This window comes from Mycobacterium neumannii, assembly GCF_048452905.1.
Classification (GTDB): domain Bacteria; phylum Actinomycetota; class Actinomycetes; order Mycobacteriales; family Mycobacteriaceae; genus Mycobacterium; species Mycobacterium neumannii_B.
The window spans coordinates 1-21,637 of record NZ_JBCGVF010000002.1 but is presented as its reverse complement, the minus strand read 5'-3'; the positions used below and the strand labels follow the sequence as shown (position 1 = coordinate 21,637).

At 66.7% G+C, this 21,637-nt stretch carries 21 protein-coding genes; 16 read left to right on the top strand and 5 right to left on the bottom strand.

Annotated features, from left to right (window positions below):
- From AAHH99_RS04640 to AAHH99_RS04620, 5 genes are all read left to right on the top strand, one after another.
- Nucleotides 1–1,500, top strand: a complete 1,500-nt coding sequence (locus AAHH99_RS04640) for an MCE family protein (protein ID WP_418767629.1) — start codon at nucleotides 1–3, stop codon at nucleotides 1,498–1,500.
- 143 nt (nucleotides 1,501–1,643) lie between these two features.
- A complete protein-coding gene (locus AAHH99_RS04635; RefSeq protein WP_418767628.1) occupies nucleotides 1,644–2,318 on the top strand; it encodes an Mce protein in 675 nt (224 codons plus the stop codon).
- A complete protein-coding gene (locus AAHH99_RS04630; protein ID WP_418767627.1) occupies nucleotides 2,315–3,097 on the top strand; it encodes a hypothetical protein in 783 nt (260 codons plus the stop codon). Before AAHH99_RS04635 ends, AAHH99_RS04630 begins: the two co-directional genes overlap by 4 nt.
- Before the next feature lie 7 nt (nucleotides 3,098–3,104).
- A complete protein-coding gene (locus AAHH99_RS04625) occupies nucleotides 3,105–4,013 on the top strand; it encodes an alpha/beta fold hydrolase (RefSeq protein ID WP_418767626.1) in 909 nt (302 codons plus the stop codon).
- Nucleotides 4,014–4,023: 10 nt separating this feature from the next.
- Nucleotides 4,024–5,292, top strand: coding sequence for a DUF1298 domain-containing protein (locus AAHH99_RS04620; RefSeq protein WP_418767625.1), 1,269 nt, complete (start codon nucleotides 4,024–4,026; stop codon nucleotides 5,290–5,292).
- Here the strand turns inward: AAHH99_RS04620 and AAHH99_RS04615 are convergent.
- Entirely contained in the window at nucleotides 5,289–6,782 is a 1,494-nt protein-coding gene (locus AAHH99_RS04615; protein ID WP_418767624.1) for a DUF222 domain-containing protein, read from the bottom strand. The two genes, AAHH99_RS04620 and AAHH99_RS04615, sit on opposite strands and share 4 nt — an antisense overlap.
- Before the next feature lie 262 nt (nucleotides 6,783–7,044).
- Between AAHH99_RS04615 and AAHH99_RS04610 the strand changes: the two genes are divergently transcribed.
- Together AAHH99_RS04610 and AAHH99_RS04605 are read left to right on the top strand one after the other, a co-directional pair.
- Nucleotides 7,045–7,566: a DoxX family protein gene (locus AAHH99_RS04610; RefSeq protein WP_418767623.1), complete on the top strand. Its 522-nt coding sequence runs from the start codon at nucleotides 7,045–7,047 to the stop codon at nucleotides 7,564–7,566.
- A 59-nt stretch (nucleotides 7,567–7,625) separates the two neighbouring features.
- Entirely contained in the window at nucleotides 7,626–9,368 is a 1,743-nt protein-coding gene (locus AAHH99_RS04605) for a DUF3556 domain-containing protein (RefSeq protein WP_418767622.1), read from the top strand.
- Here the strand turns inward: AAHH99_RS04605 and AAHH99_RS04600 are convergent.
- Nucleotides 9,365–10,156 carry a FadR/GntR family transcriptional regulator gene (locus AAHH99_RS04600; protein WP_418767621.1) on the bottom strand — a complete coding sequence of 264 codons (792 nt, stop codon included), beginning with the start codon at nucleotides 10,154–10,156 and terminating at the stop codon, nucleotides 9,365–9,367. The genes AAHH99_RS04605 and AAHH99_RS04600 overlap by 4 nt on opposite strands.
- A gap of 314 nt (nucleotides 10,157–10,470) precedes the next feature.
- Here AAHH99_RS04600 and AAHH99_RS04595 point away from each other — a divergent pair, with 314 nt between their 5' ends.
- The 3 genes from AAHH99_RS04595 to AAHH99_RS04585 are packed head-to-tail and all read left to right on the top strand — an operon-like array spanning nucleotide 10,471 to nucleotide 13,604.
- Complete coding sequence (locus tag AAHH99_RS04595) at nucleotides 10,471–11,628, top strand: thiolase family protein (RefSeq protein WP_418767620.1); 1,158 nt, start codon at nucleotides 10,471–10,473, stop codon at nucleotides 11,626–11,628.
- Nucleotides 11,625–12,422 carry a crotonase/enoyl-CoA hydratase family protein gene (locus AAHH99_RS04590; RefSeq protein ID WP_418767619.1) on the top strand — a complete coding sequence of 266 codons (798 nt, stop codon included), beginning with the start codon at nucleotides 11,625–11,627 and terminating at the stop codon, nucleotides 12,420–12,422. Before AAHH99_RS04595 ends, AAHH99_RS04590 begins: the two co-directional genes overlap by 4 nt.
- A 39-nt stretch (nucleotides 12,423–12,461) precedes the next feature.
- Nucleotides 12,462–13,604 (top strand): acyl-CoA dehydrogenase family protein, encoded by a 1,143-nt coding sequence (locus AAHH99_RS04585; RefSeq protein WP_064397639.1) that lies wholly within the window; start codon nucleotides 12,462–12,464, stop codon nucleotides 13,602–13,604.
- A gap of 95 nt (nucleotides 13,605–13,699) precedes the next feature.
- Here the strand turns inward: AAHH99_RS04585 and AAHH99_RS04580 are convergent, their stop codons facing one another.
- On the bottom strand, nucleotides 13,700–14,461 hold the full coding sequence (locus AAHH99_RS04580) for a fasciclin domain-containing protein (protein WP_418767618.1): 762 nt from the start codon (nucleotides 14,459–14,461) through the stop codon (nucleotides 13,700–13,702).
- A 172-nt stretch (nucleotides 14,462–14,633) separates the two neighbouring features.
- Here AAHH99_RS04580 and AAHH99_RS04575 point away from each other — a divergent pair, with 172 nt between their 5' ends.
- Genes AAHH99_RS04575 through AAHH99_RS04565 form a run of 3 tightly spaced genes read left to right on the top strand, consistent with a single transcriptional unit; the run spans nucleotide 14,634 to nucleotide 17,072 of the window.
- Nucleotides 14,634–15,158 (top strand): gamma carbonic anhydrase family protein, encoded by a 525-nt coding sequence (locus AAHH99_RS04575; protein ID WP_418767617.1) that lies wholly within the window; start codon nucleotides 14,634–14,636, stop codon nucleotides 15,156–15,158.
- A gap of 46 nt (nucleotides 15,159–15,204) precedes the next feature.
- Complete coding sequence (locus tag AAHH99_RS04570) at nucleotides 15,205–16,353, top strand: NAD(P)H-binding protein (protein ID WP_418767616.1); 1,149 nt, start codon at nucleotides 15,205–15,207, stop codon at nucleotides 16,351–16,353.
- Between the two features lie 26 nt (nucleotides 16,354–16,379).
- The gene (locus AAHH99_RS04565) at nucleotides 16,380–17,072 is read left to right on the top strand and encodes a lysostaphin resistance A-like protein (protein ID WP_418767864.1); all 693 of its coding nucleotides are present in this window, start codon (nucleotides 16,380–16,382) and stop codon (nucleotides 17,070–17,072) included.
- A gap of 1 nt (nucleotide 17,073) precedes the next feature.
- Here the strand turns inward: AAHH99_RS04565 and tet(V) are convergent, their stop codons facing one another.
- Complete coding sequence (tet(V), locus tag AAHH99_RS04560) at nucleotides 17,074–18,321, bottom strand: tetracycline efflux MFS transporter Tet(V) (RefSeq protein ID WP_418767863.1); 1,248 nt, start codon at nucleotides 18,319–18,321, stop codon at nucleotides 17,074–17,076.
- Between the two features lie 157 nt (nucleotides 18,322–18,478).
- Entirely contained in the window at nucleotides 18,479–19,297 is an 819-nt protein-coding gene (locus tag AAHH99_RS04555) for an enoyl-CoA hydratase (protein WP_418767615.1), read from the bottom strand.
- An 88-nt stretch (nucleotides 19,298–19,385) separates the two neighbouring features.
- Here AAHH99_RS04555 and AAHH99_RS04550 point away from each other — a divergent pair, with 88 nt between their 5' ends.
- The 3 genes from AAHH99_RS04550 to AAHH99_RS04540 form a co-directional block, all read left to right on the top strand.
- Nucleotides 19,386–20,489 (top strand): CaiB/BaiF CoA transferase family protein, encoded by a 1,104-nt coding sequence (locus tag AAHH99_RS04550; RefSeq protein ID WP_418767614.1) that lies wholly within the window; start codon nucleotides 19,386–19,388, stop codon nucleotides 20,487–20,489.
- 19 nt (nucleotides 20,490–20,508) lie between these two features.
- A complete protein-coding gene (locus tag AAHH99_RS04545; RefSeq protein WP_418767613.1) occupies nucleotides 20,509–21,261 on the top strand; it encodes a 3-hydroxyacyl-CoA dehydrogenase in 753 nt (250 codons plus the stop codon).
- Nucleotides 21,262–21,300: 39 nt separating this feature from the next.
- Nucleotides 21,301–21,637, top strand: a 337-nt coding sequence (locus AAHH99_RS04540; RefSeq protein ID WP_418767612.1) for an NAD(P)H-dependent flavin oxidoreductase, incomplete at its 3' end; no start/stop codon positions are given.

Genomic DNA, 21,637 nt, shown 5'->3' with positions numbered 1-21,637 from the left:
ATGCGAATGACCCGTCAGATCCTCATTCAGATGGCCATCTTCTCCGCCATCGCGATCATTGCGTTGTCCGTCATGGTCTTTGGGTACATGCGGTTGCCGACCCTCCTTGGCGTCGGGCAGTACCGCGTCACGCTCGAATTGCCGGAGACGGGCGGGCTGTATCCGCGGGGCAACGTCACCTACCGCGGTGTGCAGGTCGGTGAGGTGAAAAGCGTCGATCTCACCGACAGGGGAGTCGAGGCGGTGCTGTCGCTGGACTCCGACGTCAGGATCCCCGCCGACCTCGAAGCCGAGGTGCACAGCGTGTCCGCCGTCGGCGAGCAGTACGTCCAGCTGCTCCCACGTAGCGGCGAGGGCCCGGAGCTCAAGGACGGCGATGTGATCCCGTTGGATCGCGCCACTGTTCCGACGGACATCAATACGGTCCTCGACGATACGGCCCGAGGGCTGCAGGCGATTCCGCAAGAGAACTTGAGGACCGTCGTCGACGAGGCCTATACCGCGGTGGGCGGGCTCGGACCCGAGCTGCGCCGGCTGGTCCAGGGGAGCGCCACGCTGGCCATCGATGCCCGCAAGAACCTCGATCCGCTGCTCACACTGATCGATGAGTCCAAGCCGATACTTGACACCCAGACCGAGACTGCCGGCTCCATTCAGGCGTGGGCGGCGAACCTGGCGAGCATCAGCGGTCAACTGCAGAGCCAGGATCCGGCGGTGTCGGGAATCCTGGCCAAGGGGCCGGGGGCCGCCGACGAGGTGCGCGCCCTGTTCGAACGACTGCAGCCGACCCTGCCGATCGTGTTGGCCAACCTGGTCAGCATCGGAGAGGTGGCGCTCGCTTACCAGCCCAGCCTCGAGCAGCTGCTGGTGTTGTTGCCGCAGGGCACCGCCGTCACACAGGCCGTGGGTGTGCACAAGCGCAATACCAAGCAGGACTACATGGGCGACTCGCTCATCTTCAACCTCAATGCGATCCTGCCCGCGCTGCCCGCGCCGCTGCCGTTGCCACCGCAGAACCTGCCGCCGCCGTGTACGACGGGGTTCCTGCCCGCGCAGCAGCAGCGTGTGCCGGTCTTCGAGGATTACCCCGACCGGCCGGAGGGCGATCTGTACTGCCGGACGCCGCAGGATGCGCCGTTCAACGTCCGTGGCGCCCGCAACCTGCCGTGTATCACGGTGCCGGGCAAGCGGGCTCCGACGTGGCAGATGTGCGAGAGCAACGAGCAGTACGTGCCGCTCAACGACGGCTACAACTGGAAGGGCGATCCGAACGCGACCTTGTCCGGGCAGCCGATCCCGCATGTGCCCCCGGATGTGCCCGTGGCCATCACGCCGCCTCCGCCGGGTACGCCGCCGCTGCCCGTCGCGGCCGCCGAATATGACCCCGCTTCTGGCGAATACGTGGGACCGGACGGCAAGGTGTACACCCAGTCCAACCTGGCAAACGGTGCGGCCGGCGAGCGGCCGTGGCAGTCGATGCTCGTCCCGCCGGGGAGCTGACGCTGATCTTTGCAGTATCGATATCGGCACGGACGTGGTGCCGTTTCTTGGGCAGGCTCCGACGCTATGGTGTCGGACACGTAAGTTGTAGCCGACCTGTCTACCCGACCCCGACCTGGCCCTTGGGCCGCAGAGGAACCTAGATGGCAGACGAGACCACACCCGGCAAGGACGCCGCGGCCGAAGGTCCCGAGTCCACGACACCTGCCGAGACGGCACCGGCTGCTTCGACGACACCGACTGCTTCGACGACAGGGGCTGCCGACGTCGCGGACTACGACGCCGCCGACACCGCCGAGGGCGAGGCGGAGCCCGCCCCGCCCAAGGCGCCGATGTCGCACGTCCGGTTGGCGACGATCGTCGGCCTGGTGGTCGTGGTGGCACTCGCGGCGCTGACCGGGTGGCTGGGGTACCGGGCGTACGAGTCGCAGCAGTCCGAGGATCTGCGCAACCTCTTCCTGCAGGTCGGGCGGCAGGGCGCGTTGAACCTCACGACAATCAGCCACGAGCACGCCGAGCAGGATGTGCAACGGGTCTTGGACTCGTCGACCGGAACGTTCTACGACGACTTCCAGGCCCGCGCGCAACCGTTCATCGAGGTCGTCAAGCAGGCGCAGTCGAAGTCGGAGGGCGAGATCGCCGAGGCGGGGATTGAGTCGTTGAACGACAACGAGGCCAAGGTGCTGGTAGCGGTGACCGTCAATACGACCAATGCCGGGGCGCCCGAGCAGGCGCCGCGGTCCTGGCGGATGAGGATCTCGGTGCAGAAGACCGGCGAGGACGAGGCCAAGATCTCGAATGTGGAGTTCGTACCGTGAGCAATAGACATCGACTTCCGCGGCGCAAACGAGACAACGAGCCCACCGATGAGTCCGCCGAGAAGGGCACGGCGCCGGCTTCTGAGGCGGTCGAGCTGACGGAATCGACGGCCGAAACGACGCCGGCCGCCCCGACGGAGACGACCGAGGCGGCGGAGACGACCACGGCCGCGGAAGCCACCCCGCCGGCCGAGACGACCGCGACCGAATCAGCGGCGACTTCGGAGTCGGCCGAGACGACCGAGGCAGCGCAGACAACCGAGCCAGCCACTGCCGAGTCCACCGGCAAGCGAGGCATCAACTGGGCCCGTGTCTTCACCTTCGGTGTGCTGCCCGCCCTTGCGCTGCTGCTGGCGGGCGGAGCCGGTTATCTGAAGTGGGTCGACAACTCCGTGCGCAATGCGGACGCTGCGCGCGCCGAATCGGTCCAGGCCGCCAAGGACAGCACGGTGGCGATGCTGTCATACAAGCCGGACACCGTCGAACAGCAGCTCAACGATGCACGCTCCCTGTTGACCGGTGAGTTCGAGGAGTCCTACACCGGGCTCATCAACGACGTGGTGATCCCCGGCGCACAGCAGAAGCAGATCTCCGCGGTGGCTTCCGTTCCGGCGGCCGCATCCGTGTCTGCCGATTCCGAGGAGGCCGTGGTGCTGGTGTTCGTCAACCAGACCGTGGTCATGGGGCAGGACGCGCCGACGGATACCGCGTCGAGTGTGCGGGTGACGTTGGAGAAGATCGACGGCGACTGGCTCATCTCGAAGTTCGAGCCGGTGTAGGGGCGTAGTGGCCGAACCCGAACTCATCGACGTCGATGCGCCGGGCGTACAGCTGCGTGCCCTAAGCTCGGGCCCCGTCGGTGCGCCGATTGCGTTGTGCCTGCATGGTTTTCCCGACACCGCGCACGGATGGCGAAAAATCGCACCGCTACTCGTCGACGCGGGATGGCGGGTGGTGGCGCCGTTCATGCGAGGCTACGCACCGTCGTCGACCGCGTCCGACGGTAGCTACCACGTCGGCGCGCTGATGGACGATGCGCTGCGGGTGCTCGACGCGGCCGGCCCGACGGACCGCGACGTGCTGATTGGGCATGACTGGGGAGCGATCGCCGGTGCCGGGCTCGCCGCGATGCCTGAAAGCCCGTTCTCGAAGGCCGTCATCATGTCGGTGCCGTTGGCCGCGGCGTTCCGGCCCCTTGGCAAGACGCCCGATGCGGGCCGTCTCGCCGCGCAGTTGCCACGCCAGTTACTCCGCAGCTGGTACATCATGTACTTCCAATTACCCGGCCTTCCCGAGCGATCCGCGTCGTGGGTGGTGCCCCGGTTGTGGCGCCAGTGGTCGCCGGGTTACGACGCCACCGAGGACGTCGCCCACGTTCTCGACGCGATCGGTGCGCCCGAGAACTGGCGTGCCGCTCTCGGGTATTACCGGGCCACCGTGCGCAACAGCAAGCCACCCGCGCAGTACGCCGAACTGCACCGGCATTGGCTGTCGGCGCCGCAGCTTCCGACTCTGTACTTGCACGGCACCGACGATGGTTGTGCCTCAGCCGATTACACCCGATGGGTGAGGCGGGTTCTGCCAGAGGGTAGTGAGGTCGCCACCGTCGAGCGAGCCGGTCACTTCCTGCAGCTGGAACAGCCGGAAGCCGTCGCGGGGCACATCCTCGACTTCATCGGCTCAGCGCGCGCTTAGCCTGGGGGACATGGGGCGGCGACTGGCTGCGGTGGATGCGCAGACGTATTGGATGTCGGCGAAGATTCCCAGCGATCAGTTTCTGCTCTACAGTTTCGCGGGGCCCGTGGCCGACGTCGAGTCGGCCCTAGCGCGAATCCGTGACCGGGCGCGGGGCTGTGCTGAGCTGCGCCTGCGGGTGCGTGATGGCAATCCGCTGACATATCCGCAGTGGGTGCCCGCGGACGTCACGCCGAACCAGTTCGTGATGCACGCCGCGGGGAGCAGTTGGGCGGACTGTCTGGCCATCGTGGCGGGGTTGTTGAGCTCGGACCAACTCGATCCGCGGATCATGGCGTGGCGAATCCACATCTTCCCGGCTGTCGAGAACGTTCCCGGAGCGGGACTCGGCACGGTGGCGGTGGTGCAAGTGGCGCACGCGCTCGGGGACGGTGTGCGGTCATCAGCGTTGGCGGCGTGGTTGTTCGGGCGGAGAGAGATCGTGTCGAATGTTCCGGCTTCAGAGCGGTTCCCGGGGTTGAGGCTGCCGTGGCGTGGTTATGCTGCTGCGCGGGCCCACCGCGGGTTGGTACAAGATACGTCGGCAGGATCGATTCCGCCGCAAGCGGATTCGCGTCCTGCGTTGCGGAGCAATGCGCGGCCGGAAGGCTTGCGCAGCATCCGGACGGTAATTATGCGGCGTTCAAAGATGCCAGGGCCCACGGTGACGATCGGTGCACTGGCCGCGGCGTCCGAGGCGTTGGCCGCGCATTTGCGTGAATTCGGTGATGACCCATCGCTGCTGGGTGCCGAGGTGCCGATGGCGAGGACGGGCGAGCGACGCGCCCACAATCACTTCGGCAATGTGGGTGTGGGCCTGTATCCGGATCTGCCATTCCATGAACGTGCTGCGCGCATTGCCGAGGACCTGGAGCAACGCCGGCGCAGGGCCGCCCATCCGGCGATGGTTGCTTCTGGTAGGGCGTCTGCTGCAGTGCCGGCATCGTTACTGCGTTATGGCGTAAAGAAGTTCGACATGACACGGCGCTCCCCGACGGTCACGGGGAACACCGTCGTCTCCAGCGTGAACCGTGGACCTGCCGACCTACTTTTCGGGACCTCACCGGTGGTGCTCACGGCTGGATTTCCGGGGCTGTCTCCGATGATGGGCGTGACGCACGGCGTACACGGCATCGGAGACACCATCGCCGTCAGCGTGCATGCGGCCGAGTCCACGATCGGCGACATCGACTCTTACGCCGAGAGATTGGCGGCGGCCTTGACCGCCCAACACGCCTAGAAGGGTGGGGGTTTGTTGCGTTCGGCCAGGTGCTGGTCGACGTAGAGTTGGTTGTGGCGGCGTTCGTCGTCGATGGCTTGTTCGCGGGCTTGGGTGCGGGTTTGTTTGCGACGCGGCATTTTCAGGGTGCGCGCCTCATTGGCGTCGCTGTCGGTGTCGGCTGTGTGGTCGATGATGGCGGGGGCGGTGGGGCGGCACAGTTCGGGAAACAGCCACCGGCTACCGGGGTATGTGGTGTAGGTCTGGCCTTGTCGGGAGGTCCATTCGATGGTGCCGTCGCAGTGCTGGACTTCGCGCCAGCCGGCGAAGGTTTTCAGCAGGTGGTGTTGGCGGCATAAGCATTTGAGGTTGGAGGCTTGGGTGGGCCCGACGGGATAGGCGATGGTGTGGTCGAGATCGCAGTCGGTGGCCGCCACATCACAGCCGGGGAACCGGCACGTCATATCGCGGCAGCGCACGAACCACGCCAGGCGTGCCGAGGCCCGGTAGCGCGGTTCAGGTGCGGCGTTGCCGGGATGGATGATGGGTTGTCGGGTGGCGGTGGCGGCCAGCTTGCTGGCCAGCAGTGGGGCCGGCAGCAGCCCTTTGCCCATCAGGTAGGCCGGGTCGGTGGTCGCCGGGCCGGCGGGTTCGTGCTCTTGGCTGTAGGGCACGTGCCCGTCGAGCATGGCCGGAGTGTCATCGCGAAGCGACTCCTCGCGCGCGATCACATGGACCACGACCGCGCTGGCAGTGGGTGCGGCGGCGTCGCAGTCGCGGCGCCCGCACGCACAGGCCAGGCGGTCAGCACCGTGGGCGATGGCGCCCAGGGCATCAGAGCGGCGTTGTTCGGCGGTGCGCGGGTCGTGGGCACATACCGCGGCGGCCATGGCGTCCAGGCGGACATCGAGGGCGTCGGCGTCGGTGGCCACCAGTGTGCCTTCGATGGTGGCGGTGCCTGATCCGTCGGCCGGATCGTAGATATCGACGTGACGTCCGCGTGCGGCGTATTCGGTGCGCCGCACTGCGGCGGGGTCGTAGCGGTCCACGCAGGTGTCGATCGCGGTGTGCAGCTTCTCAGTCGACAGGGTGCCCCACCCGCTGAGTTGGGTGGCCAGCTCGGTGTCGAGTTTGGTCAGCGCGGCCGCATCGCGCACCAGGCGGCTGCGGTGGGCCACTGCGGCCACTGTGCGGTAGGTGATGGCCCCGGTGGCAAACACCTCGGCCACGCGCGGTAGGCGCCGGCGCAGATCGTCGGCCAGAAGCAGTTGGTGGGACGCCACTCCCAGGGAGACGCCTTGGGCGGCGGCGACCTCGGCGGCGGCGATCGTCCAGTTGTCGATGCACCACTGTTCGCGGTCGATAGCTCCGGCTTCCGCGATCAAACGCTCCAGTATGTCGGCGGCCGCGGCCAGCCGGCGCGCGCAGGCGGCATTTTCCACCCGAGCCCACGCCCCGACCGCACCCGCACCCCGGGCGCCGTCGGCAGCTGCCACCAGCTCATCGAACATGTGATCGAATCTATCGACCCAGCCGTCGCTCAACCAGCGGATAGAGCGCATCTGGGGATGAACCCCAACTTGGGGATAAAACCTGCGGGCGGCGTCGAACGCCTGGGGTAACGGGCAGATTGTTCACGCCGGTGGGCAGCGCGAAGTGTGGGACGGGCGAAGTGAGCGGGCTCGGCACGCACGCAGGGCGTGGGGGTAAATGATCACTCGATCATGCGAGGGGGCTGGGCAGCGGTTTAACACATGGCCTAGATTTTGTTGCATGATTGCCTACGACGTCGGAGTGCTGATCCTGCGCGTGGTGCTCGGCCTGACCATGGCCGCCCACGGCTACAACAAGTTCTTCGGACCCGGAGGCCTCAGCGGCACTGCCGGGTGGTTCGACAGCATGGGGATGAAGCCGGGCAAGTTCCATGCCCGAGTCGCCGCGACGACCGAGGTGGCGGCCGGCATCGGTCTCGCGCTCGGCCTGCTCACCCCGATACCGGCCGCGGGCTTCGTGGCGCTCATGCTCGTCGCCGCGTGGACCGTGCACCGGGCCAACGGCTTCTTCATCGTCAAGGAAGGCTGGGAGTACAACCTCGTGCTCGCCGCCGCTGCCGTCGGCATCGCGACCATCGGCGCGGGCAAGCTCAGCCTCGACCACCTGCTGTTCAGCTCGACGAACTTCTACGACCTGCTGCACGGCTGGTGGGGTCTGGTCATCTCGCTGGGCCTCGGCCTACTCGGCGGCATCGGTCAGCTGGCGATCTTCTACCGGCCGCCCGCCAAGACCGACGCTTGACGACAGCCCGGCGCGATACCGCACCTACATAGCTAGAACACGTTCTAGTCTGTGTTCCCATGGGGTTCTTGAAACAGGACGCGCCTGTCGTCGATTACGAGGAGTGGAGTAAGGGCAGCCGCGCGGAGAAGATCGTGCCCATGGCCCGGCACTGGGCCGAGGTGGGATTCGGGACGCCGGTGGTCCTGCACCTGTTCTACGTCGTCAAGATCCTGCTCTACATCCTCGGCGCATGGCTGATCGCGATCGGCACCACCGGGATCGACGGGTTCACCAACGTCGCCGCCTGGTACAACGAGCCGATCGTGTTCGAGAAGGTCGTGCTGTACACGATGCTGTTCGAGGTCGTCGGCCTCGGCTGCGGCTTCGGACCACTCAACAACCGCTTCTTCCCGCCGATGGGATCGATCCTGTACTGGTTGCGGCCGAACACGATTCGGCTACCTCCGTGGCCGACCCGCATCCCGCTGACCAAAGGTGACACCCGCACACCGTTCGATGCGCTGCTCTACGCCGCCCTGCTGGTGCTGCTGGTCGTGGCCTTGTGCTCCGACGGCACCGGACCGATACCCGAACTGGGGACGACGGTCGGCGTGCTGCCGGTGTGGCAGATCGCCGCCATCCTCGGCGTTCTCGCCGTGCTGGGTCTGCGCGACAAGGTGATCTTCCTGGCCGCCCGCGGCGAGGTGTACGCCTCGCTCGCGGTCTGCTTCCTGTTCGCCGGGCCCGACATCATCATCGCGGCCAAACTGGTCTGCCTGACGATCTGGCTCGGCGCAGCGACGTCGAAGCTCAACAAACACTTCCCGTTCGTCATCTCCACGATGATGAGCAACAACCCGGTGTTCCGGCCCAAGTGGATCAAACGCAAGTTCTTCGAACGCTTTCCGGACGATCTGCGACCGGGGCGCGCATCACGGTGGCTGGCACATTTCAGCACGGCGATCGAAGGCCTGGTTCCGCTGGTGCTGTTCTTCTCCCATGGAGGCTGGCCGACCTACATCGCCGCATTCGTGATGTTGGTCTTCCACTTCGGTATCCTGTCCTCGATCCCGATGGGCGTGCCGCTGGAGTGGAACGTCTTCATGATGTTCGCGGTCCTGGCGCTCTTCGTGGGGCATCCGGGCATCGGACTCGGCGACTTGGGAAGCCCATGGCCGATCGTGTTGTTCGCCGTCGTCGCTGGCACCGTGGTTCTGGGAAACCTGTTCCCGCGCAAGGTGTCCTTCCTTCCGGGCATGCGCTACTACGCGGGCAACTGGGACACCGGGCTGTGGTGTGTGAAACCGTCAGCCTCGGCGAAGATCGAGGAGAACGTCGTCTCGATCGCGAGCATGCCGCAGGCGCAGATGGAGCGGTACTACGGCAGCCCAGAGACCGCCCAGATGTATCTCTATATGGGATACGCCTTCCGCGCGTTCAACTCTCACGGTCGTGCCATGTTCACCCTCGCCCACCGCGCGATGGCCGGGCGCAACGAGGACGACTACGTGCTGACCGACGGTGAGCGCATCTGCAGCACCGCGATCGGCTGGAACTTCGGCGACGGCCATATGCACAACGAACAACTCATCGAGGCCCTGCAGAAGCGCTGCAATTTCGAGTCGGGAGAAATCATCGTCGTGCTGATCGACGGGCAGCCGATTCATCGGCAGACCCAGCAGTATCGGTTGGTCGACGCCGCAACAGGGGAGTTCGAGCGGGGCTACATCCGCGTCGCCGACATGGTGACACGCCAACCGTGGGATGACACGGTCCCCGTTCACGTCACGTGGCAGAAGGACAGCGCCGATGCTCCCTAGCCCATGACGTCGCGGACCTGGACATCCTCGAGTCCCTGTAACAGCAGATCCCGCGCGGTGTCGAGATGCTTGCGCCAATGCGCTTCAGCGGCCGCGCCATCGCCAGACCTCAACAGCTGCATCAACTTCCGGTACGAACGCATCAACGTGTCGAAGTCGGCCCGGGAGACCGGCCGACGTTCCTTGAACAGGAATGCGTTGTGGCGCACCGTGATCTCGTGCAGCATGCCGGCGATGATGGACAGCGTCGCGTTGCCCGACAACTCGACGACGCGCCTGTGGAAGTCGCCCGTCGTCTCGGCCAAGGTGTCGTTCTGCCAGCCGGAGGGCACATGCTCTTCGAGCAGGCCGTCGAGCTCGTCGAACGCCTCGGCCGAACCGGACTCGGCCAGCAGCCGCACCGCCATCGGCTCGATTCCGGCGCGCGCCGTCATCAGGTCGGCGATCGTCGCGCCGGACAACTCGAGCAGCAAACCGGCGGGGCGGGCGACGATCTCGGGGCCGGGTACGCGAACGCGAGCGCCGGTGCGCGAACCGCGCCGCACCTCGACGAGGCGTTCGGACTCCAGGACTCGGACCGCCTCCCGCAAGGTCGGCCGGCTCACCCCGAAGTGGGCCATCAGCTCCGCTTCGTTGGGGAGGAAGTCGCCGTCCTTGAGTTGGCCGTCGACCACCATGCGGCGCAGCGTTCCGGCCACGAGTTCGGCCGTCTTCGGTGACCGCACCGTCGTTCCGGCGCCGACGCCGTCCGGGCCGATCATCGGCGCCAGCGGTGTACTTCGAGCCACTCCCACTCCCACGTTGCGGCTGACCGAGCGGCCAGCTGTGCAACTCAGTAAACCATGTGTGGCGGATACTTCGGGTGAAGCGACTTGTGGCCGGCACCCTCAGGGACGCGCCCGGACGGACGTGAACCGTAACCCGAATGACCAGGCAGGGCGAACCTCCGTTACGTTCACCGCACCCGAGAATCGTCCAGCGGCCACCTGCCCAACCACGCCCCACCAACCAGTAGGTTGACCTAGTAAACCTTGTTCGTTTACGTTCGGGGGTGGACCCCTGCGTGTGTGGGTGAATCATCGAACTTCGAAGGAGAAGCGTCATGGCTGAAGCCGTCATCGTCGAGGCAGTACGGTCGCCCGTCGGCAAGCGCAACGGCGGGCTGTCGGGGGTTCACCCCGGCGATCTGTCGGCCCAGGTGCTCAACGGCCTCGTCGAGCGCGCCGGCGTGGATCCCGCGCTGGTCGACGACGTGATCTGGGGCTGCGTCATGCAGGCAGGCGAGCAGGCGCTCGATATCGCCCGAACCGCCGTGCTGGCGGCCGGCTGGCCCGAGAGCGTGCCCGGTGTGACCGTCGACCGCCAGTGCGGGTCGAGCCAGCAGTCGGTGCACTTCGCCGCCGCGGGCGTGGTCGCCGGTCACTACGACGTCGTCGTCGCCGGTGGCGTCGAGGTGATGTCGCGTGTTCCGATGGGCTCGTCGCTGGCCAACGGCGGTCATCCCTACCCCGAGGCGTTCCGCAACCGCTACAGCCAGACCCCGAACCAGGGCATCGGCGCCGAGATGATCGCCGAGCAGTGGGGCTTCGACCGCACCACGCTCGATCAGTTCTCCCTCGACTCGCACGAGAAGGCTGCCGCTGCCCAGGATTCCGGTGCGTTCGACGATCAGATCGTCGGCATCAAAGCCAAGGACGAGGACGGAACTGAGAGCGTCGTGCTCAAGGACGAGGGCATCCGCCGCGGCACACCGATCGAGAAGATGGCTCAGTTGAAGCCGGCGTTCAAGGAGGACGGCGTCATCCACGCCGGTAACTCCAGCCAGATCTCCGACGGTTCGGCGGCGCTGCTGTTCATGAGTGCGGAGAAGGCGAAGTCGTTGGGCCTCAAGCCGATCGCCAAGGTGCACACCGCGGTGCTGGCCGGATCCGATCCGGTCATCATGCTGACCGCGCCGATCCCCGCCACTCAGAAGGCGCTGAAGAAGTCGGGCCTGCAGCTGTCGGACATCGGTGTGTTCGAGGTCAACGAGGCCTTCGCGCCCGTGCCGATGGCGTGGCTGAAGGATATCGGCGCCGATGAGAAGAAGCTCAACCCCAACGGGGGTGCGATCGCGCTCGGCCACCCGCTGGGCGGCTCCGGTGCGCGCATCATGACCACGATGCTCTACCACATGCGGGACAACGGCATTCAATACGGTCTGCAGACCATGTGCGAGGGTGGTGGGCAGGCCAACGCCACCATCCTTGAGCTGCTGTGACGGAAACTGTGACGACGCCCGCGGCGCTCAACGAGCGCCGCGGGAACGTCATGCTCATCACGATCAACCGGCCGGAGGCCCGCAACGCCGTCAACAGCGCGGTCAGCACAGCGGTCGGCGATGCGCTGCAGCAAGCGCAGGAGGACTCCGAGGTGCGCGCGGTGGTGATCACCGGTGCCGGGGAATCCTTCTGCGCCGGAGCCGATCTCAAGGCCATCGCGCGACGGGAGAACCTGTTCCACCCGGACCACGCCGAGTGGGGCTTCGCCGGGTACGTGCGCCACTACATCGACAAGCCGACCATCGCCGCGGTCAACGGCACCGCGCTGGGCGGAGGCACCGAACTCGCCCTCGCCAGCGATCTGGTGATCGCCGAAGAGCGCGCGAAATTCGGTCTGCCCGAAGTCAAGCGGGGCCTCATCGCCGCCGCGGGCGGGGTGTTCCGCATCGTCGACCACCTGCCACGCAAGGTCGCGATGGAGCTGCTGTTCACGGGTGAGTCGATGTCGTCGGCCGATGCCCTGAAGTGGGGTCTGATCAACCGGGTGGTGCCCGACGGCACCGCGGTCGAGGCCGCACTCGAGCTCGCCGAACGCATCACCAGCAATGCGCCGCTTGCGGTGTGGGCGAGCAAGCGGGTGGCGATGGGTGTCGACGACGGCGTCATCATTGGTGACGAAGACGGATGGTCGAGGACCATTCGTGAGATCTCGACGGTGCTCCGCTCAGAGGACGCCAAAGAAGGACCGCTGGCATTCGCCGAGAAGCGCCAGCCCGTTTGGAAGGCCAAGTAAGCGCCTCACGAGCGCTTGCGCGAGGAAGAGAAGCAACAGATGAAAAGAACCATCTACGACGCCGAACACGAGGCGTTCCGCGAGACCGTCAGGGAGTACATCGAGCGCGAGCTCGTGCCCAACCAGGAGAAGTGGGAGACCGAGCGCATCGTCGACCGGTCGGCGTACACCGCGGCAGGCAAGTACGGCCTCATCGGGTTCAACATGCCCGAGGAGTACGGCGGCGGAGGCTCAGATGACTTCCGGTTCAACGCGATCATCGACGAGGAGACCGCCAGGTCCGGCGTGCACGGACCGGCGCTGAGCCTGCACAACGACGTCGTGGGCCCGTACTTCAAGGAGCTGGCCAACGACGAGCAGAAGAAGCGCTGGTTGCCGGGCATCACCAGCGGTGAGCTGATCATCGCGATCGCGATGACCGAGCCGGGCGCCGGCAGCGACCTGGCCGGCATCCGCACCTCTGCGGTGCGCGACGGCGACGACTGGATCATCAACGGCTCCAAGACATTCATCTCGTCGGGCATCAACTGCGACCTGTGTGTGGTCGTCGCGCGCACCGATCCCGAGGCCGGCCACAAGGGCTTCTCGTTGTTCGTGGTGGAGCGCGACATGGAGGGCTTCACCCGGGGTCGCAAGCTCGACAAGATGGGCCTGCACAGCCAGGACACCTCCGAGCTGCACTTCGAGAACGTGCGGGTACCCAACGCCAATCTGCTCGGCAAGGAAGGTCGCGGCTTCTACCACCTGATGACCAACCTGCCCTCCGAGCGATTGGGCATCGCGATCTCGGCCATCGCCGGGGCCCGCGGGGTCTTCGACGAGACGCTGCAATACGCCAAGGACCGCAAGGCTTTCGGCCAGCCGATCGGCAGCTTCCAGCACAACCGGTTCCTGCTCGCCGAGATGGAGACCGAGCTTGAGGTCACCGAGAACTACATCGACCGCTGCCTGCAGGGTGTGGTCGACGGTGAGCTGACCGCGGTCGAGGCGGCCAAGGCCAAGTGGTGGGCCACCGAGGTGGCCAAGAAGGTCGTCGACCAGTGCGTGCAGCTGCACGGCGGATACGGCTACATGATGGAGTACCGCGTCGCACGGGCTTACGTCGACGGGCGCATCCAGACGATCTTCGGTGGCACCACCGAGATCATGAAGGAGATCATCGGCCGCGACTTGGGCGTATAGCCGGCTCGCCGGCCTGGTGTCTAGGCGTCAGCCAGCCCAACGCCAAAGCCCCCGAAACAACGGAATTTCGGGGGCTTTCGCGTGTTCGGGCGAGATCAGCCGATCGGAGCGTCACCTGCCGGCATCGACTCCGCCGGCGGGGCCGGCTCGGTGGTCTCGGTCGTCGTCTGGGTGGTGGTCGTCTCGCTGGTCGACGTCGCGGACGGCGTGACGGCCGCGGGCGCGTTGGCCGGGTCGAGCACCGCGTCGATCAGGTAGATCCGGGCGTTCGCCGCCTGGATGCCACCGCAGACCACCTTGGCGGTGTCGTTGATCGTCACGTCGGCGTTCTCACCGGTCACCTTGATCTCCGCACCCTGCTGGGTGGGCCGCTGACCCTTGACGTCCTTGGGTCCGAGCAAACCGAGGAACACGTGGTAGTAGTCAAAATCCGTCAGTGCGGCGGGGTCGGCCTTCAGCGCGTCCAGTTGCGCGGGCGGTAGCGCGGCGAACGCCTCGTTCGTCGGCGCGAAGACCACGTACGGGCCGTTCTCCAGCACGGGCACCACATTCACGGCGGGATTGAACCCGCCCGAGATCGCGGAGTAGAAGGTGCTGGCCTCCGGGATGGCTTGCAGCGCCTGGCCCACGGGCAGGTTGTTCAGGGCCTTCCAGTCGGGCACCGCCTCCTTGAAGGCGTCACAGCCCTTCCCCTCGGGGTTCGGGATCTCGACCACCGCAGTCGTGGTCGGCTCGGCCGGTTGCTCGGGCGCGGGTGCGGGCGGATCGGCGTATGCGGTCACGGCCAGCGGCACCGAAAAGGCGATCGCGGCGATCCCGGCAGTGGCACCAAGGGCTTTGCTGGTGCGAGTCTTCACTTACGGCTCCTCAGCTAGACAGGTCGAAAGGCATGTTAGAGGCAGTGCTGCGTGCCTGCCAAAGTCGTCACCTCGCCAAACACCTGCTGCGGGCCCTCTGACCTGGGCTTTGTCAATCTGCCCACATAGTGCCCCGAACGGCGGTGAAAGGCCGATGCATACGATGAGCCGCATGCCTGAGCCGCTGATCGTTCCCATTCGTGGTCGCACGCCGTCGCTGCATACCGAGGCGTGGGCGGCGCCCAACGCGAGCTTGATCGGTGACGTGACGCTCGCGGCGCGGGCCAGCGTCTGGTACGGCGCCACGCTGCGGGCCGAGGCTGAGCCCATCGAGGTCGGCTTCGGCACCAACATCCAGGACGGGGTGACGGTCCACGTCGACCCGGAGTTCCCAGTCTGCATCGGCGAAGAGGTCAGCGTGGGCCACAACGCCGTACTGCACGGCTGTGTGATCGAGGACGGGGCGCTCATCGGCATGGGGGCGGTCATCCTCAACGGCGCGACGGTGGGACAGGGCGCGTTGATCGCCGCGGGCGCGGTCGTGCCGCAGGGTTTCGTGGTGCCGCCGCGGACTCTGGTCGCCGGGGTCCCGGGCAAGGTGCGAAGGGACCTCAGTGACGCAGAGGTCAATCACAACCGCTACAACGCGCAGGTGTACCAGCATCTGATCGATCTGCACCGAGACGCGAAGGCCTAGATTCTCCCGGGATTCTCCCGGGTCCGATACGGGTACAGGCCCTACCGTGAAACGTGTTCGCACTCTGGTGACCGGCGCGACCGGTTACGTTGGCTCCCGGCTCGTCAACGAACTGCTCACCGAGGGCCACGAGGTGGTCGCCGCCAGCCGAAATCCCGACCGGCTGGCCGAGTTCGGGTGGCAGGATCGCGTCGACGCTGTCGCGCTGGACGCCCACGACGAAGCCTCGGCGCGGTCGGCGTTCGCCGACGCCGGCCCGATCGACGTCGTCTACTACCTCGTACACGGCATCGGGCAGCCCGATTTCCGCGAGGCCGACAACCGCGCGGCGGCCAACGTGGCGAGGGCGGCCAAGGACGCCGGCGTGCGTCGCATCGTGTACCTCGGCGGGTTCGTGCCCGACGGCGACGAGCTGTCCGAACACCTCGCGAGCCGCGCCGAAGTCGCCGAGGCGTTGCACGTTGACGGCGGACCGGACGTGGTGTGGCTCGGCGCGGCCATCATCATCGGTGCGGGGTCGACGTCGTTCGAGATGCTGCGCTACGTGGGCGATCGGTTCCTGGTCATCCCGATGCCGTCGTGGTCGGTGAACCCGATCGACCCGATCTCGATCTGCGATGTGCTGCACTACCTCGTCGCCGCCGCCGACAGCGAGCGTGTGCCCGCCGGCGCGTACGACATCACCGGCGCCGAAACAACGTCGTATGCCGAGCTGCTGCGCACGTATGCGCGGATCGCCGGAAAGTGGCGGGCCGAGCTGCCGGTCAACGGCGTCGACACCGGTCTCGTCTCGTGGGTGACGGGGGTGGTGCTGCCGGTGCCCGGCGGACTCGCCGCCGACCTGGTGCAGTCGCTGGACCATCCGATGATGGCTTCCGACACTCGGCTGCGCGAGTTGGTGCCGGATCCGCCTGCCGGGCTGATCGGCGTCGAGGAGTCGATCACGCGGGCGCTGTCGAGCCGTCGGCGCCGACCCGTCGACGAGCTCACCGACCCACACCACCTCGCCGACACCGACCCCGGTTGGGCGGGCGGGGACACGCTGCGTCTGCAACGGGTGGCCGGTGCGGTCACACCGTCGGTCGTCAGGCCCGCGCTCGGGCTCATCGGCGGGGTGCCCGGACCCGTCGCCGGGGCGGTGCGCACCGGGGTGGACACGCTGCTGCATTTCGTGCCTAAGGTCGATCTGACGTGACGGAGGAGACGCAGACGCGCCCCGGCTTGCTTCGGGAGGTCCGCGAGATCGTCAGCGCGTGCCCCGTTCCGCACCACGAACCACCCAGCGTCATACGACGCAGGCGCATCGTCGTCGCGGTCGTGCTCGTCATCGGCGCCGCGCTGCTCGGTTATTCGCTGACCCGCCCACCGGGCGACTCGTCGTTCTACTGGCTGACGTTGGCCCTGGCCGGGGTGTGGGCGCTGGGCGCGTTCCTGTCCGGCCCGCTGCACATGGGATGCCTCCGTTTCCGCGGCCGCAATCAACGGCCCGTGATCACCGGCACCGCAGTGGGTTTGGCGCTGGGAGCGGTGTTCGTCGTCGGCGGCCTGATTGCGCGCGAGATTCCCGGTATAAGCGAATACATCACTCGCGTACTGGAATACGCCAACTACGGACCCTTGGTCCTGGTGACGTTCATCACCGTGATCAACGGGCTGGCCGAGGAGATGTTCTTCCGCGGCGCGCTCTACACGGCGTTGGGCACGATGAAACCGATACTGATCTCGACGATCTTCTACGTTATCGCCACCGCGGCCACCACCGGCAACCCGATGCTCGGCTTCGCCGCGATCATCCTGGGCACGATCTGCGCGTTCGAGCGGCGAATGACCGGCGGCATACTCGCACCAATGCTGACCCACTTCTTCTGGGGCCTGGTCATGGTGCTCGCGCTGCCGCCGATCTTCGGCGTCTGAATCAGCGCAACGGGTGGGCCAGCTCGTCACGACGCATGCCGGCCGCCCATACCGCGACCGCCGCCACCAGCACGGGCACGATGCCCGCGACGAGGAAAATCGTCTGTATCGAAACGACTTTCGACAGCGGTCCAACAATCGCGAACGACACCGGCATGAATGCCAGCGAGACGAAGAAGTCCAGGCTCGACACGCGACCCAGCATCGCCGTCGGCACCCGTCGCTGCAGCAGGGTGCCCCAGATGACCATTCCCGTGCCGTCGGTGAACCCAATGACGAACGTCGCGGCCGCCATCACCGCGAACGACGAGGTGAAGCCGAACACGATCAGGGGGGTGGCGCCGAGACCCCACATCGCCATCATCACCGACAGATAGCGGCGCGGCATACGGCCCGACGACACGGTGAGTGCCCCGAGCGCGCTGCCCAGCCCGAAGAACGCGAGGATGAAGCCGTACATCCGCGCGCCCTCGGCGAAGCGGTCCTTGGCGATGAACGGCAGCAGCACCTCGATCGGTCCCAGGACGACCAGTACGAAGATGCTCGCGAACAGCAGCGTCCACAACAGCCACGGAGTGCCGAGCACAAACACGAAGCCGTCGCGAAGATCGCGCAGCACGTGTGTGTGCTCCTGTGCCGCAGGTGGTTTCAGTGCCGGTCGGGTCGCGACAAGCAACACCAGGCCGATGGCGAACAAGGCGGCCACCGCCACCGCGCCCAATGCGGGGAATGTCGCGCCGACGATCACTCCGGCGGCGGCCGGGCCGATCGCGCGCTGGAACACCGGGCGCACCACGCCCTCGACGCCGTTGGCCGCGAGCAGCTGCTCGGGCGGCAGGATCCGCGGAAGGATCGCGCTGTAGGCGGGGAAGAAGAACGCCGCCGCTGCGCCCAGGGCCGCCGCCCCCACCGCCAAGTGCCAGATCTGCAGTGCGCCAAGCATTCCCAGCACCGCGATGGTCGTCGAGGCGAGCACGTTGACCGTCTCGACCGCGATGATGATCGCGCGCTGGGAGAGTCGGTCCGCGGCGATCCCCCCGGCCAGCACGAAGGCGACGAGCGCGCCGCCGAAGCAGGTCGTCACGATCGACAGCGATACGGGGTCGTTGTTCAGTTCGATGACCTGCATGGCCAGCACCACTGCGAACATGCCGTCGGCGAAGATCGACAACGTCACCGCCGCGATCAGCAGGCGGTACTCGCGGTTGCGGAACGGTGCGAGCACGCGCCAACCACCGGCGTTGCGCACCGGCTGTTGAATCTCGAATTGCGTACTCACCTGTCGATGGTTGCCGACGCGTGGGCGCCGAGTCCACCGATTTTTCTTCGTGCGAGCGACCACTTTTGTACGCACGAACGCCGCGTGTCGCGGTGCGAACACGGTCAGTCGCGGCAGGGGAGAGGGGTTAGAAGTCGGAGAAGTTGGCCCCGCGGCGCTGCTGGAACGCCGTGATGCCCTCGATGAAGTCCGGCGAGGTCAGTAGCGTCAACTGACCTTCGCGTTCGCGTCCGAGCGCGGGCTCGAACTCGGTGAGCGTTGCCGCGTTGATCGCGTGCTTGGTCTTGCGCAGCGCCACCGCCGGTCCCGACTTCAACGAGATGAGCACCTTGTCGACCTCGGCGTCGAACTCGTCGGCCGGATAGACCGCGGCCGCCAGACCCCACTCGAATGCCTCACGCGCCGAGACCTTTTCGGCAAGAAGCGCCATCCGGGCCGCACGGGTGCGCCCCACCGCCGCGGCCACCAGCGCCGAAGCCCCGCCGTCGGGCATCAGCCCGATCTTGGTGAACGCCAACATGAAATACGCGTTGTCCGAAGCCAATACGACGTCCGAGGCCAGCGCCAGCGAGACGCCGACGCCGGCCGCCGCACCGTGCACCGCCGCGACAACGGGTTGGGGCAGGTTGACGATCGCGCGGACCGCATCGTTGGCGGCGTCCAGCACCGAGGCCGGGCCGTCGACCTCCTTCTGCGCCTGGTCGTCGCCGCCGATGCCGGCGCCCGAGCAGAAGCCACGGCCAGCGCCGCCGAGCCGCACCACCTTGACCCGCCGATCGGTGGCCGCGGTCTGGAGGGTTTCGGCGATACCGGCCAGCATCGCCCGGTTCAGCGAGTTGAGGCTGTCGGGCCGATTCAGCGTCACCGAAAGCACACCGTCGGCGAGGTCGACCCTCAGAGCATCGATACCGGTGTATGTGGGTGCGCCCGAATCGAGGGTTGTCATGCACTGCACCCTAGAACCGGACGACTTGGTTATACAAGTAAGCTATGTCGGCGATCCGGAAGCGATTGTCCAACGAAGGGCGGTAAGCATGGCGGGACCTCTGCAAGGGCTGCGGGTGATCGAACTCGCGAGCATCGGACCCGGCCCGCACGCGGCGATGATCCTCGGCGATCTGGGCGCTGACGTCGTTCGGATCGAACGGCCTGGCAAGCTCGGGGGAGTGCCGACCAGCAAGCGCGAGGCCACGCTGCGCAACCGTCGCTCGGTGGCCGCCGACCTCAAGAGCGACGAAGGCCGCGAACTGGTGTTGCGGCTCGTCGCGAAAGCGGACGTGCTGATCGAGGGCCTGCGCCCCGGTGTCACCGAGCGGCTCGGTCTCGGCCCGGAGGACTGCGCGAAGGTCAACGAACGGCTGATCTACGGGCGCATGACCGGCTGGGGTCAGACCGGCCCGCGCCGCCTGCAGGCCGGCCACGACATCAACTACATCTCGCTCAACGGTGTGCTGCACTCGATCGGGCGCGCGGGCGAACGGCCGGTGCCGCCGCTGAACCTCACCGGCGACTTCGGTGGCGGCTCGATGTTCCTGCTCGTCGGCATCCTGTCCGCGCTGTTCGAACGGCAGAACTCGGGCAAGGGTCAGGTGGTCGACGCCGCGATGATCGACGGGTCGAGCGTGCTGTCGCAGATGATCTGGGGCTTTCTGCAGGACGGGCTGTGGACCGATCAGCGCGGGGTCAACATCCTCGACGGTGGTGCGCCCTATTACGACACCTACACCTGCGCCGACGGCCGCTACATCGCGGTCGGGTGCATCGAACCGCAGTTCTATGCCGCGTTCCTCAAGGGCCTGGGGCTGGAGGACGCCGACCTTCCCGACCAGAACGACGCGGGCCGCTGGCCGGAGCTGCGCGCGAAGTTGACCGAGGTCATCGCCAGCAAGGACCGCGATCACTGGGCCGAGGTCTTCGCAGGCAGCGATGCCTGCGTGACGCCTGTGCTGTCGTTCAGCGAGGTCGAGTCCGAACCTCATATCACCGAGCGCAACACCTTCTACCGTGTTGATTCGCTTGACGGCGGGCACCTGCAACCGATGCCCGCGCCGCGGTTCTCCCGCAGCGCGCCGTCGGCACCCACGCCGCCAGGCCAACCCGGAGCCGACACCGAAGCCGTCTTACGAGACTGGGCATAGAGAAAGGAACACCCTCAAAGTGGAGATCAAGGACGCCGTAGCCGTCGTCACCGGTGGTGCATCGGGCCTCGGCCTGGCCACCACCAAGCGCCTGCTCGACAGGGGCGCATCGGTGGTCGTCATCGACCTGAAGGGCGAAGAGGCTGTCGCCGCGCTCGGTGACCGTGCCCAGTTCGTCGAGACCGACGTGACCGATCCCGACGCCGTCAGCGCGGCGCTGGACGCGGCCGAGAAGATGGGCCCGCTGCGCATCAACGTCAACTGCGCGGGTATCGGCAACGCGATCAAGACGCTGAGCAAGGACGGGCCGTTCCCGCTCGACGGCTTCAAGAAGGTCATCGAGGTCAACCTGATCGGCACGTTCAACGTGCTGCGGTTGGCGGCGGAGAGGATCGCCAAGACCGAGCCAATCAACGGCGAGCGTGGCGTCATCATCAACACGGCGTCCGTCGCGGCGTTCGAGGGCCAGATCGGGCAGGCCGCCTACTCCGCGTCCAAGGGTGGCGTGGTCGGGATGACGCTGCCGATCGCGCGTGACCTGTCCCGTGAGTTCATCCGCGTCGTCACGATCGCACCGGGTCTGTTCAAGACCCCGCTGCTGGGTTCGCTGCCGGAGGAGGCGCAGCAGTCCCTCGGCAAGCAGGTGCCGCATCCGGCGCGCCTCGGCGATCCCGACGAGTACGGCGCGCTGGCCGTGCACATCGTCGAGAACCCGATGCTCAACGGTGAAGTGATCCGCTTGGACGGCGCGATCCGGATGGCCCCGCGATGAGCGCTTGCGCGAAGAGAAGAGGGCGGAGGTAGAGCCGCGATGACGATCAGGACGAAGTTCACCGAGACGTTCGGAATCGAGCATCCCATCGTGCAGGGTGGGATGCAGTGGGTTGGCCGCGCGGAACTCGTTGCGGCAGTGGCGAATGCGGGCGCGCTCGGCTTCATCACCGCGCTGACTCAGCCGACGCCCGCCGACCTGGCCAAGGAGATCGCCAAGTGCCGCGATCTGACCGACAAGCCGTTCGGCGTCAACCTGACGATCCTGCCGACGATCAACCCGCCGCCATATGACGAGTACCGGCAGGTGATCGTCGACTCGGGCATCAAGATCGTCGAGACCGCGGGTTCGAACCCGGCGCCGCATCTGCCGATGT